This window comes from Vreelandella sp. 2A-K22, from assembly GCF_054065485.1.
Map to the genome: position 1 here is coordinate 99,835 of NZ_JBSUGC010000004.1, position 11,854 is coordinate 111,688.

The 11,854-nt window shown below is 48.1% G+C and carries 19 protein-coding genes; 1 reads left to right on the forward strand and 18 read right to left on the reverse strand.

What is annotated here, in order from left to right:
* Positions 1-50 precede the first annotated feature (50 nt).
* From ACW17M_RS06745 to ACW17M_RS06790, 10 genes are all read right to left on the reverse strand, one after another.
* Positions 51-296, reverse strand: a complete 246-nt coding sequence (locus ACW17M_RS06745) for a DUF1993 family protein (protein ID WP_051430462.1) — start codon at positions 294-296, stop codon at positions 51-53.
* Positions 297-459: 163 nt separating this feature from the next.
* Positions 460-759, reverse strand: a complete 300-nt coding sequence (locus ACW17M_RS06750) for a CcdB family protein (protein ID WP_027957496.1) — start codon at positions 757-759, stop codon at positions 460-462.
* Positions 759-1,004 (reverse strand): type II toxin-antitoxin system CcdA family antitoxin, encoded by a 246-nt coding sequence (locus tag ACW17M_RS06755; RefSeq protein WP_027957497.1) that lies wholly within the window; start codon positions 1,002-1,004, stop codon positions 759-761. The genes ACW17M_RS06750 and ACW17M_RS06755 overlap by 1 nt, the downstream gene beginning before the upstream one ends.
* Positions 1,005-1,236: 232 nt before the next feature.
* Positions 1,237-1,851 (reverse strand): DNA-3-methyladenine glycosylase I, encoded by a 615-nt coding sequence (locus ACW17M_RS06760; RefSeq protein WP_027957498.1) that lies wholly within the window; start codon positions 1,849-1,851, stop codon positions 1,237-1,239.
* 12 nt (positions 1,852-1,863) lie between these two features.
* Positions 1,864-2,154 (reverse strand): YciI family protein, encoded by a 291-nt coding sequence (locus ACW17M_RS06765; protein ID WP_457547077.1) that lies wholly within the window; start codon positions 2,152-2,154, stop codon positions 1,864-1,866.
* Positions 2,154-2,747, reverse strand: coding sequence for a TetR/AcrR family transcriptional regulator (locus ACW17M_RS06770; RefSeq protein ID WP_027957500.1), 594 nt, complete (start codon positions 2,745-2,747; stop codon positions 2,154-2,156). The genes ACW17M_RS06765 and ACW17M_RS06770 overlap by 1 nt, the downstream gene beginning before the upstream one ends.
* A gap of 229 nt (positions 2,748-2,976) precedes the next feature.
* The gene (locus ACW17M_RS06775) at positions 2,977-3,114 is read right to left on the reverse strand and encodes a hypothetical protein (protein ID WP_331280470.1); all 138 of its coding nucleotides are present in this window, start codon (positions 3,112-3,114) and stop codon (positions 2,977-2,979) included.
* Between the two features lie 332 nt (positions 3,115-3,446).
* Entirely contained in the window at positions 3,447-3,977 is a 531-nt protein-coding gene (locus tag ACW17M_RS06780; RefSeq protein ID WP_457547078.1) for a GNAT family N-acetyltransferase, read from the reverse strand.
* A 47-nt stretch (positions 3,978-4,024) separates the two neighbouring features.
* Positions 4,025-4,633 carry a transglutaminase-like domain-containing protein gene (locus ACW17M_RS06785; protein WP_457547079.1) on the reverse strand — a complete coding sequence of 203 codons (609 nt, stop codon included), beginning with the start codon at positions 4,631-4,633 and terminating at the stop codon, positions 4,025-4,027.
* A 62-nt stretch (positions 4,634-4,695) separates the two neighbouring features.
* Entirely contained in the window at positions 4,696-5,127 is a 432-nt protein-coding gene (locus tag ACW17M_RS06790; RefSeq protein WP_457547080.1) for an acetyltransferase, read from the reverse strand.
* 460 nt (positions 5,128-5,587) lie between these two features.
* Here ACW17M_RS06790 and rlmF point away from each other — a divergent pair, with 460 nt between their 5' ends.
* Entirely contained in the window at positions 5,588-6,532 is a 945-nt protein-coding gene (gene rlmF / locus ACW17M_RS06795; protein ID WP_457547081.1) for a 23S rRNA (adenine(1618)-N(6))-methyltransferase RlmF, read from the forward strand.
* A 367-nt stretch (positions 6,533-6,899) separates the two neighbouring features.
* On the opposite strand, the gene ACW17M_RS06800 is transcribed toward rlmF, so the two are convergent.
* The 8 genes from ACW17M_RS06800 to ACW17M_RS06835 all read right to left on the reverse strand — a co-directional run bounded on the left by ACW17M_RS06800 (position 6,900) and on the right by ACW17M_RS06835 (position 11,811).
* Positions 6,900-7,499, reverse strand: coding sequence for a pentapeptide repeat-containing protein (locus ACW17M_RS06800; protein WP_457547082.1), 600 nt, complete (start codon positions 7,497-7,499; stop codon positions 6,900-6,902).
* 17 nt (positions 7,500-7,516) lie between these two features.
* A complete protein-coding gene (locus tag ACW17M_RS06805) occupies positions 7,517-8,272 on the reverse strand; it encodes a transposase (RefSeq protein WP_457547083.1) in 756 nt (251 codons plus the stop codon).
* A 233-nt stretch (positions 8,273-8,505) separates the two neighbouring features.
* The gene (locus ACW17M_RS06810) at positions 8,506-8,871 is read right to left on the reverse strand and encodes a cupin domain-containing protein (protein WP_342584427.1); all 366 of its coding nucleotides are present in this window, start codon (positions 8,869-8,871) and stop codon (positions 8,506-8,508) included.
* A gap of 92 nt (positions 8,872-8,963) precedes the next feature.
* A complete protein-coding gene (locus ACW17M_RS06815; protein WP_141440987.1) occupies positions 8,964-9,278 on the reverse strand; it encodes a HigA family addiction module antitoxin in 315 nt (104 codons plus the stop codon).
* Positions 9,279-9,292: 14 nt separating this feature from the next.
* Positions 9,293-9,574, reverse strand: coding sequence for a type II toxin-antitoxin system RelE/ParE family toxin (locus tag ACW17M_RS06820; RefSeq protein WP_457547084.1), 282 nt, complete (start codon positions 9,572-9,574; stop codon positions 9,293-9,295).
* Positions 9,575-9,703: 129 nt separating this feature from the next.
* Positions 9,704-10,474, reverse strand: coding sequence for a CPBP family intramembrane glutamic endopeptidase (locus ACW17M_RS06825; RefSeq protein ID WP_457547085.1), 771 nt, complete (start codon positions 10,472-10,474; stop codon positions 9,704-9,706).
* Positions 10,475-10,933: 459 nt separating this feature from the next.
* A complete protein-coding gene (locus ACW17M_RS06830; RefSeq protein WP_425348465.1) occupies positions 10,934-11,245 on the reverse strand; it encodes a DUF6980 family protein in 312 nt (103 codons plus the stop codon).
* Positions 11,246-11,334: 89 nt separating this feature from the next.
* Positions 11,335-11,811, reverse strand: coding sequence for a hypothetical protein (locus ACW17M_RS06835; protein ID WP_342584430.1), 477 nt, complete (start codon positions 11,809-11,811; stop codon positions 11,335-11,337).
* Positions 11,812-11,854: the final 43 nt, after the last annotated feature.

Below are 11,854 nucleotides of genomic sequence, written 5' to 3' on the forward strand. Positions count from 1 at the left end.
CCGGAGCTTGAGCTGCGCAGAAGCGCGCAGTAATCAGTTCGAAGCGCTGGTTAGATTGTACTTTGTTTCACTTTTGGCATCAGGTGAAGCATATAATCTTTTTTACCGATCGGCACTCCGACACTGCGCAATATCGAGTAAGTCGTGACCAGGTGAAAGTAGAAGTTGGGCAGCAAGAAATCCGCGACATACTCCTCGCCTGTTAGGTCTACGTATATTCCGCCACCCAATTCCAGGTGCTTGTGTTCGGGCACGTTCTCGTGGTCGATTGCCTGATTAGCGACCAGTGCCAGCATTCAGAAGATGTTCAAGAGTGGCGAGTCGGGAGTCGAAGGCATGCGCTAGGGAGGTAATTGCTGAGGCCGTCATTTGAGGCTCCACAAGATCAGACTGGAAGGGTTCGTGTGCAATCTAACGCCAGCCAGCATCCGCGGCTACGGAAAAGTATCCCTCTTTGCTTCAGAAGCCCAAAAACAGCATGTCCAACGCTGTGGAAATTTCGTCTTGCTGCTCAACAAGGCTACCGGCACCAAAACACAATTCGCTTTCAGGCACAGCAGCCATGTACTGAGGAGCCATTACCACCTCTTGACCCTCAATGTTAAATATAGGATTCAGCCTCTGGGCAGGGGACGGCGCCGAGGGTTTGGGCAACAGTGGCACGACAACTCGGGTGTTCAAACCACTGAGCAGGTCTGATTGCACATCCAGCAGATAGCCCGCCCCATCCTGATTTTCAAAAATATCGAAACGGGCCATCAGAACTGACGGTGCCGTGCAAGAGGCAAACCATTAGCTTCAACGTATTCATTCGAGCTTGCGAGGGCACTGGCATTATCTTCCAGCCACTTCTTCTGCTTGTGAAGCTTCACAGCCTCCGCGATCCCCGCTTCTGCTGATCGTGAAATATTGATGCCCAGAGTTTTTGCCTCTTTGAGAAGAGCACTATCAAGCGATAGGTTCGTGGGCTTTCGTATGGATTTGGTAGCTTCAACAGCTTGCATGGTTCATTTCTCACGCAGGATCATGCACTAATTATATGCGCATATTTACTGCACATCAAAACTCTGCGGCGTCAGAACTTGCCTAATGCCTCCTCAATCTCGTCAGCATGGCAGTTGACGAAGCTTCTCAGCATGATGAAGTGGGGCACGGTATCGCAGCACCACCTCATCTCGCGACTGGAGGCGAAACTGCAACGGAAAGGCTGTCGCTGTGCTTGGCTTTTTTAAGCCATTATACTCGCCCAGGACGCCTAAAGCGCTTGCGTGCTTGTTCCACTTTTGCTCTGAAGACGCATCCATCAGAGTGGTCATTTACAAGCCCCATTGCCTGCATAAAAGCATAGATGGTCGTGGGGCCAACGAACTTCCAGCCTTGCTTTTTCAAAGCCTTCGATAGCGCAACGGATTCCTCCGAAGTTGATGCTGTCTGTGGCTCAGGCAAACTATTTTCGTCTGGCTCGAATTGCCAGAAGTAAGCAGCCAGTGAACCTTCCTGCTCCACGAGCTCTCTGGCCCTTCTTGCATTGTTGATCACAGCTTCGATCTTTCCTCGATGCCTGACAATCCTTTCATCCTTCAATAGCCGCTCGATATCAGAATTATTGTATTTTGCCACTATATTGAAATCGAAATTGGAAAAAGCAGCACGGAAATTCTCTCGTTTAGCTAGAATTGTTCGCCAACTCAGACCGGATTGAAAGCTTTCGAGGCACAGCTTTTCAAACAACCTGATATCGTCATCAACTGGATAGCCCCACTCATTATCGTGGTATTCAAAGAACTCAGGAGCAGCCGAACACCAGCTGCAACGCAATTCTCCGTCAGGGCCTTGAACAGTAGAGTTCATCGCCCCCCCCCCTCACTTGGCCAGAAGAAAGCCCAGACGCTCATCTGCTTTTTTTGGTTCAATTTCAAGTATTTCTGCCGTAACGACATTCTCGGCCACAAATGGGTCTTGATTAACTCGGCTCTCAAGAGCTTCCCTTGACTCACCATGAGCAAGAACAGAACCTCCAAGACCGGGTTGAAGACTGCCAACCACTAAGAAAACCTTATCCTCAAACCCCCGCCTGATCCATTGATTATGACTTTCCATAAAATCACTGGCTTGATCCTTGTTTTCTGAGAACCGCAAAAGAACGACAAACATTAAAGCACCTCCGATTGATTGTTGGTTGCAGTTGTAATGGAGGCCAACCAGTCATCCAGGCGGCTTACCTCCATGTGAATGAATTTCTCATCCTGGAATGCACTAGAAAGTGTCGCTATTCCTTGACTGAAAGCGAGTAGGTGCATTGCCAACTCATCGGCGTCATCAGAACGGCCAAGTTGTTCGAATTGTCGGCGCAACCAAGTTCTAAATAACGTAAACAACTCGTTTGCGTGGCTTCTTGCGGGGTGATCCAGCTTGGCAAGTTCCGTGCAGAGCGTCCCTACCGGACAGCCATAACGCTTAATTTTGGCGCGATTCATTACCAGAATATTGATGAAACAGCGGATACGATCCGTTGGCGTGTCGCCTTCTAGCTCCCAGTTATCGAGCATTGAGTTCGTGCGAATAAGACGATGATTGATTACGGCATCCAGGATTTCGTCCTTGGTCTTGAAGTGGTAGTAGAAATTTCCTCGTGAAATGCCTAGAGCTTCCGCAATTTGCGCGAAAGATGTGTGCTCAAACCCCTGCTCATAGAACAGATGATCTGCCTGATCGACAATTCGATCTTTTGTTAGTTTATTGACCACCGAAGCGCCTCCCGGCAACTATTCAGAGCTATAGGACAACCGTCCTATTTTTTAAACCTAGGACAGTGGACCTAATGAGTCAAGAGGTAACTACGGGAAGTTTGATGGGACGGAGTGAGTGCTCTGACGCCCTCAAGCAGCCAACACGCGTGGCGTTGTAGTGAAGGCGAAGCCTCAACGGAAAAGACGTCGCCGTGCCTGGCCTTGCTTAGCGAAAGATGGCCTAACGCTATACCGAGACATCATTTTCGGTCTGAAGCTCGCTGCCGAAGTCTCCGGTATTGACCACGCCTCGGAGCTCAATAAGGAGAACATGGCATTCACCTTCAGCGAAGGGCCCTACGCTCCACACCTTTGGGAACAACATTCATCTCTCTTTCGGGTAGATGAACAGTACCACCCCCGAGTGTGATTCCCTGTGTTCCTTTAACAATCAGGAAAACCTCGTCAGTATCTTTAATGATCATGCCAAACAAAATCGCCCTGAAGTTTTGCCAGTTTGAGCTGATAGTCGCTCATCTCCGCGACGACGCGTGGCGACCAGTGTTCCGAAAACTTACTGAACTTTTCGGCCAAACTAACTACGTCTGATTGCATTGATGTATACCTCTACCTTCTTGAGAAAAGCGAAAATGGCACTCGTTTGGAGGCACCCTTATCATGCTTTGTGATATAAAACCTCCACTTCCGTATACTTATTCAGTAAATAACATCCTTTCTCATGATTAAGTCATTTTGTACTTCATCGCCCATTATAAAGTCATGAACTCCAATTTCGGAAAAACCATTTTTCATGTAAAAGCCTATCGCGGCCGAATTTTTCTCCCAGACACCTAACCATACAAAGCCTTTCCTTAATTGTTCTGCCCTTTTGAGCCCATACCTTATCAGAAGCTTACCCAACCCTATCGATTTATATTGATCCTTTATATATATCCTTTCTATCTCTAGACCGTTTTCACTCTTTAAATCAGACTGAGCACTATTGATGTTTAGCTTAAGGTAACCAGAGACTTTACTATCTACATATATGAAAAAGAACTCACTATCTTTATTCATGATTTCTTCACGTATTTTATTTTGTTCAAATGCCTCCTCCAAATATTTTTTCATCACATCATCTGAACAAGATCCCTGAAACGTATCAAGATATGTCACCTTTCCAATTTCAACTAACTCATCAAGATTTTTAAGGTCACATTTTTCTATTTTTACTTTTTCATCGAACAAAACACTCCTCCTTGAACCCGAATAATTTTTTGCATATAACACCACAATCACGCACTTGTTGCGTGCATTGCTTTGTTAGCCAACGCCAGCTGAATATCCGGCAGATTATCTGCCACCTCTTTATACGTCTTTTTTGTTTTAAGCACTTCAAGAACAGGCCATATGGGCTTTGCCCATATCTCCGGAAGGTCGGCTTCCCCATCTGAGACCAACGGAAATGCCAAATGCTCAGTCGGGGGACAAAACTCAGCTGCAACACCGGTCTTGTTCCCCCTGGCATCAACTCGATACCAACCATGCCTTTCAAGGTATACGGCATTTAGGCCATGCAGACAAAACGGCGGTTTATCATTGCTAATAGTCAACCGCTGATAGCACAAGCCCGCGGGAATGCCGTTCGCACGCAGCAATGCCGCAAGTAAGTGGCTCTTCGCATAGCAGTAGCCCGTACCGTATCTCAGAACATCGGAAGCCTTACACGTCACAGGATCACACTCGTAATCCAAACTATGCTTAATCTGATCTCGAACGAATACAAAACACTTCTCTGCGATTAGTTCAAGGCTCTCCGTTCCGTCAGCCAGCGAGTGCGCCTTGGCCAACACCTCCGGTTTTCTCCAATCTATGTATTCCGTTGACTCTAGATATTGCTGCATGTTTCGATTTCCTACTAAGGTTACTTCGATATTGATTCGCCGTGCCTAGCCTTGATAAATCTTTATAGCACCATATGCAGCAGCGGATAGGCTTTACCCTGCCCATCAACCGGAGAGCGCCCCGTCACTTTAAAGCCAATATGCTGGTAAAAACCTAGCGCCTGCTCATTCTGTTCATTAACGTCGACTTTTGTCGCTCCCTGCTCTTTGATAGCGTAGGTCGCTAACATGGCACCAATGCCTTTTCCGCGCGCATCAGGTGAGATGAACAACATTTCAATATTACCGTCATGTACGCCGCAGAATCCCAGTATTTCGCCATTGCCGTTTTTGGCACACCTTAAATCAACAGCGTCAAAGTACTGCTCCAGAATTAACGGCTTTAGCTCCTGTAGATCATCTTCAGCCAAAAAATCGTGGGTTGCTCTAACCGATGCCTCCCAAATTTCTATTAGCTTAAGGTGATCTGCTTTTTCTACGATCTCAATATACATCACTAAACCCGATTGAAAATTTAATGCCTCGCATACCGGTGCGAGCTTGCGAGCTTTTGGCCGCAAAGTGGGCAGAAAGCCACGCTGATTCTTACAGACTCGATTGTCTGTCCCTCGTACTCTAGATAATGGATCGACTCAGAGTCTTCCTCTCCTCTGTCACCACCCCATTCAGGTTTAGGTAAACATCGGCATCACCTTCTTCAAACCATACCTCAGCGAGTGAGCAAGAAGAGCAATCATGAATCAAAATCCGAACCTCTTTGAGCTCTCATAACGTTAAAACAAAGCAGCGCATCTCACGCGTCCGCCTTCCGTGATTGTAGGCAAAACACAGGGAGTTGGAGCTCTCACACCACCCTCGAACTGCCGAGTATGCTCAACACAGCTATTAAGATTATAATCACGGACTAAGACAAGCCCATTCGACTATTGAACGCCAAGCCTCAGGCCTATTACTGTGAACACCGTCCACCGAAGTGAAAATAGCCGAACCAAGCCTGTTCGCAAAGGCCTGCACCCGAAGAATCTACACAACCAAGGCTATGACTTCCCAGCTCTCGTAAAAAGCCACCCAGCACTAGCCCCCCATGTGAAAGCGAACGCTTATGGCGACCTTTCCATCGATTTCGCAGACCCATTGGCCGTAAAAACGCTCAACGCCGCGTTATTAAGCCGATACTACGACATTGTCGACTGGGATATTCCAGAGGGCGCGCTTTGCCCTCCCATCCCAGGCAGAGCCGACTATATCCATTATATGGCGGATTTATTGGAGCTTGGGGTTGGACATGAACATTCCAGCATCAAGCTGCTCGATATAGGGACTGGAGCAAATGGAATCTACCCGCTACTGGCCTGCCAAATTTACGGCTGGCAGTGTGTGGGTAGTGACATTAACACTCAGTCGCTTGAGAACGTCGCCACGATTATCACCAACAACCCCACACTCAAAGAACGCTTCACGCTGCGCACGCAGCACGATAAAAACCACATATTTGAAGGGATCATTCAAGCTGGGGAGTTCTTTGACGTCAGCGTATGCAACCCACCCTTCCACGCCTCGCTTGATGAAGCACTTAAAGGTAGCCAGCTTAAACTCAATAACCTTGCGCGCAGTCGCGGTGAACAAAAAGCTAAAACCAAATCTCCCGTTCTGAATTTTGGCGGGCTGGAGGCAGAGCTTTGGTGTAAGGGGGGCGAACAGCTGTTTCTTAAAAAGCTAATAAGAGAAAGCCAAGTGTATTCAGCTCAATGCCGCTGGTTTAGTAGCCTGGTTTCAAAAGCTGACAATGTTAAGCCTGCAAAGAAGTTGATTCGTAAGCTCGGTGCCGTTGATATACGGGAAATAGAAATGAAACAGGGAAATAAGGTTACGAGGGTATTGGCCTGGACATTCGTCTGAGCTGTTCCCGAAGTGGCGCATGATTATGGTGACATTATCCAGCTATAAGCGAATGGAAAACCGTCAGGTCTAGCTTGTGTCCGGCTCAACGGTGCCTGACTAAAGCTGACCTTGGTAGTTGATCACCACCATGGCGTTTTGATCGTGATTATAGAGCTTGAAGCGGAGCATGTGACCACTTCTTGTCTATTTTTTCGATCCGGCCAACACTTAGGCGTCAGAGGCGGTTTTCTACAAACTCAACGCCCGCTTGAGGGGCAGACAAAGCAAAACACTGAACTCGAACATAACAGCCGTAACCACAAACGCTTATTTGAACTGAGGATACCACGCATTGGCTGCCCCTCTTGAAGGGTTTGTTAGGATATTAGTCAACCAACTCAACACCTAAGCTTTCTAACAAGTTCAATGCCTCATATCTTGAAAACTTAGCCTTTTTGACATTATTTTCTAGTACATCAATTGCGTATGCCGTTGATTCGCTAAAATCGACACCTTGCAAATTTGTTCTCATGAACAAACTATTCCTAAAGTCACTATAAGTCATTGTCGAACCTAAAAAATCACCTCCACGAAAATCAACATCATGCAACTTACATTCTTCAAAAACCAATTCATTTAAGGTCAAACCAAAGAAAGACGAGTCATTCAAAATACAACGTTTAAAAACTAACTCAAAGTCTGAGTGACAAACTGCCCAAATCGCTTTCGTCCAATCAACCCCAACTAGCTTACTATCTTGAAACTTAAGCCCAAATAGCTTTGAATTTGAAAAATCGACCAAGCTTAAATTACAGTGTTCAAATATGCAGTTGGTAAACTTACATTTCTGAAATTTAGATGCTGAGAAATCACAATCGGAGAATTGGCAATCTTCAAACTCGATACCGTTGTAGTGTTCATCAGGTGAAGAAAGCCTCGCAAAAGAAACGTCGAAATAGTGCGCATTATTCTTTAAATCTGTCATCGTATCCTCTGGATAGCCTAACGAGGCTGTAGAAAACCCGATTCGGCGGTCACGACAGTGCCCTTACGGTAGATATTCTCTGCAATACTCAGCTTCTTAAAGCGCGCTTCAACCTTCTCCAGAACTGGCTTCAGGGTGTGGTGTTCCTTGACTTCACCAAAGGTTTGAGCGTCAATGATGATCTGATGTTTCTTATCCACCGTAGCCAAACCGTTATAACCTTGAATCGTGCCTTTACTGGTGGTCATCTTGGCTCGGCGAATGTCCCGATCCAGGTCGGCTTCATCACGCGCGTAGTGCTTTAGTAGGTGATGTCGAATCAGCCCTCTCAGTTTGCTCCCGCTTCTCGCCCAACTCTTTGAACGTACCCGACACATCTTGCAGCCATCAATCGCAAAGAGTTCATTACCCAGCAAGCCTTGTTCGTGGCATACCAGCAGCACTTGTTCGAACAGCACTTCAATCTCATCGGCATGGCGACTGACAAAGCTGGCCAGTGTGGTGAAGTGAGGCACGATATCGCAGGAAAGGGCTTTGAAAATAATATTGGTCTCGCAGCTCCACTGCATCTCGCGACTGGAGGTGATGCCTTTTGAGTAAGCAAACAGGATAATCTTAAGCAGGATAGCCGGATCATAGGCCAGCCTACCGGTCGCATCGTTGCGGTACTTGGGATGGAAAACGGACACGTCGAGCTTGTGCTCGATCAGGTAGTGCACAGCGTGTTCAAAGGTGCCTAGCTGGAGCTGATCTTGGTAGTTGATCACCACCATGGCGTTCTGATCGTAGTTTCTTGGTAGTTGATCACCACCATGGCGTTCTGATCGTAGTTATAAGCCTTGAAGCGCGGCATGCTGACCACTCCTCGTCTGTTTCCTCGATCCTACCAAAACTTAGCCGTCAGCGGTTTTTTCTACAGGCTCAACGCTGTCAGCACGCGCGGCTTTGTAGCGGAGGCGAAGCCGCAACGGAAAAGCTGTCGGCGTGATTGGCCTGGTTAACGGTTTTAGATCCAAACATCGTTCTCAGCTGTTTGGCTACCAGTCTCCTCACCAGTATTCACAACGCCCCGAGGCTCGATAAGCAAAACTTTCGCTTCTTTTTCCGCACAAGGCTTGTGCTCGACTCCCTTGGGAACAACGTACATTTCGCCCTCAGAGAGATTTACATGCCCATCTCTGAAATCGATTCTGAGGCTACCCTCAAGCACGATGAATGTTTCATCGGTATCCTTGTGGTCATGCCAAACGAACTCACCCTGAATTTTAACGACCTTGAACTGATAGTCATTCATCTCAGCAATCACCTTAGGTGACCACTGCTCATTGAAAAGGCCCAGCTTGTTTTTGAAGTTTACCGCCTGATAGTTCATCCGAACTCCTTTCCGGTTGAAGTTAACGCTGGCCATCACTGGTGACAAAACCGCAGCGGAGCGGGGGGGTTGGCATCCGGCGCATGGCATGGTTATGCAGCGGTTAACGGCTTAATCCGATCAACTTCCTCCTTTACCGATTGAGCCGCAGTCCACAAATCAATAGCGCGTTGTGCATTCAGCCAAAACTCTGGAGAGTTGCCAAACAAACGAGCCAGCCGAAGTGCCATTTCAGGGCTGACAGCGCGGCGTTCACGCAACAGTTCATTGACTGACTGGCGAGAGACACCTATAGACTCAGCCAGTCCTGCAACTGTCAGGTCATAGTCCGGCAAGAAATCCTCTCTCAGCATTTCACCAGGATGAGTGGGCTTGCGCTGCATGCCGGTAGTATTAGAAAAAGTCATAGTCATTACCTCCCTCAGTGGTAGTCACACACCTCGACTTCGTATGCATCTCCATCTTCAAAACGAAAGCAGATACGCCACTGATCATTTATTGATATCGCGTGCTGGCTCTGCCTGTCTCCAGAAAGTGGATGAAGGCGGTTGCCGCGCGGCACTTTCAAGTCCTCCAACTGTTCGGCCAGGTTCACGTATTCAAGTTTTCTGGCAGCTCTCGGAGCGACATCCGCAGGAAATTTCTTTGACTTACCCTTGGAGTAAAGCTCTTGAGTTCGTTTGTCGGCAAAGGATTTGATCATAATGCAAAGCGTATTCTGTCACGTGACGCGTGTCAATAAGGTGGGGAGCGACTGCATAACGCCGTGCTTAGCGGTCGCAGTGGAGCAAAAGCGGAACGAAGATCCGAGCGCAGCGACTACAGCACATTGTTATGCCACTCCCAAGCTCAAAACATAGCTCACTAAATGTGCGAAAGCGTGAGCGATTATCGCCGCTTCCAAGCCATATCGCCAATACAGGTAACCGAACAGCACCCCGAAGGCGGTATTAGTTCCGACAATGAACAGCACCACGTAGCCCGTTAACTCGCCTGCCTGCATTGTTGCCACTGGTAAATGGCCCACGCCGAAAAGCAGCGCGCTCACGACGATGGCCAGCCAGACATAGAGGGGCCTAGGCGTACCGCTCCGATGTTGCAGGAACCGCCATGCCAGCCATACCAAGACTGTCATTAGCCCCCATCGTAAAAGCAATTCCTCTGTGACCCCGCCATAGAGCACACGCGCAATTATCGGCACTGTAAATTGATGCTCCACCTCAGCGAGGGCCGCTGGGAAGCCGAAACCGCCAATTGCGAATAGCCCAACTCCCCCCACGACCCCGGCGACCAGACTGGGTCGGAGCTGCGGCCGAAGGGCTGACCTGATCGATCCTGCCGTCACTGCGGCCTCAAAAGCAGCAGCTCGAAAGTCAACTTTCGGCGCCAGCACCACGCCCAACCACACAGCAACAGCGACTAACAGCGCACTCTGCGCAGTGCTTGCAAGTAACACCAACCATAGGGGCACAGCGAGCGTCACGTCAGCCACAAGTTGTGGTAGCACAGTGACAGTGAGCGCGACCACGCCGAGCATGCCCGCAACCCACATGCATAAGCCAAGTCGAAGTCGCTGGGGTTTCTTGGGTCCTGCTGTTGTCATCAGTGCATCCTTCGGCATAACGCTAGCGGTAACCGGCACCGGAGCGAAGCGCAGGGAACCATAGCCCGCAAGGGATATGGTGTCCGGTTGACCGCCTGGTTAAGGGCCGTTTACCCGTTGTTTTATTTTGGCACTCAATACCGAATGCCGATTCCCGATACTTTGTACCAGCTTGACCCATAGCGCCAGGAACCAGAGCACCGAATGAGCGGATTTTGCCAGCGAATGCGCCGGATTGCCCCGCGACCTGAACACCAGATTAGCAGCCAAAACCGTTGCCCGACTGAGGGCTGTTTTCAGCCTGCGGACAGCCACTGAAGCCAGCGCCAAACAACAAACCAATGAACACTGGAGCCAGGCCTTTAACGCCACGATTCAGCGGCGGCCTTTGCGTAGCGGAGCGGAGAAAAGGCCGTCCGGTGGAGGCCCATCAGGGCCGGAACGAACTGGAATGTTTTGTTAAAGTTTTTTGCCACGATACCAGTCCCCCGACTGAAATTCTGACGGGATTTCCTGCTCTGTAGGATCGTCGTAACCCATACTCTCAAGCGTGTCGAACCAGAGATCACGCTTGGACTCTGGTAGCTTTTTATCGCAGTAAGGGCAGTAGTCTATGGACGATACTGCTGTACCACCGTCATGAATGATGAGGCCATACTCATCGAACTTATCGTAGTACGAGATCAGTGCGTCAGGGCATTCGAATCTATTCTCATGCTCTGCACAATGGTGCTCCAAAGCCTTGGTCATCGCGGAACAACAATGCCTCATTGCTCGATACCTTTAACGCAGCCAACAGCGGCCGAGCATAGCGAGGTCCAGCCAGCTTTGCTGGCGATGCTGCTTGGCCATGTTAACTTTTATATTTTCCACGATATATAACCAAGTCCAATCATTATTAATCCTAATGCTACCCAAAGCAATCGATTGGAAAAGGTTATCTTTCTAGAGATTTCATCGAGTTTTTGATGCGCGACATTCTCCAAAGGGTTTTCCTGTTCATTTAATATCGCATGAGATGTTATATTTACACCTATACCGCCGCACACCAAAGTGAATGCCCACTTGTATGTAGTGATAACTTGAACAAACTCTTTAAGTTGTCGCTTGTTGTCATCTGTTAATTTTTCTAAAAATTCTTTCTGCTGATGCAGCGCTTCAAGTAACTCTATACCCACAATAGAAAATATTGCAATCAAAATCAAGTAAGAACCATAACCAAGAAAGGTCCAGCGATCTCTCTTGGTATCAAAAAAAGCCAAAATAATAACAACAATTGCTATTACAAATAGTATTCCAAAAAATGACACGGATGCTAATAGCGCTGGGTTGTCCACTACCTTTCCTTAAAGTTAACGAGGCTGTAGAAAAACCCGATTT